Raw genomic sequence first — 269 nt, forward strand, 5'->3', positions numbered from 1 at the left:
CTGTTGGATTATCAAACAATGATTTGATATCGGTACGACTATCTCCAATGTCTTCACAATAATCTACCATTTTTGGTATTTGTTCTATTATTTTTTGACCAGCTTCTTTAAATTCTATTGAGAATAGGGATGCAACTTGTAATATAATATCTTCAATGGAAACATTCATGTCATCATCTGGATCTTCAGGGATATATTTTGATTTATCTGACCATTGTACGTCATATATCATATTTTAGAGGTTTCTTTATTGATTAAAAGTATTGAGC

At 29.7% G+C, this 269-nt stretch carries 1 protein-coding gene; it reads right to left on the reverse strand.

Translation table 11 applies throughout. From position 1 onward, the window contains the following. The coding region (locus tag L9G74_RS20755) for a hypothetical protein (protein ID WP_238898651.1) at nt 1-232 on the reverse strand (232 nt) is incomplete at its 3' end. Nucleotides 233-269: the final 37 nt, after the last annotated feature.

It is taken from the genome of Shewanella electrica, assembly GCF_022321485.1.
Classification (GTDB): Bacteria; Pseudomonadota; Gammaproteobacteria; order Enterobacterales; family Shewanellaceae; genus Shewanella; species Shewanella electrica.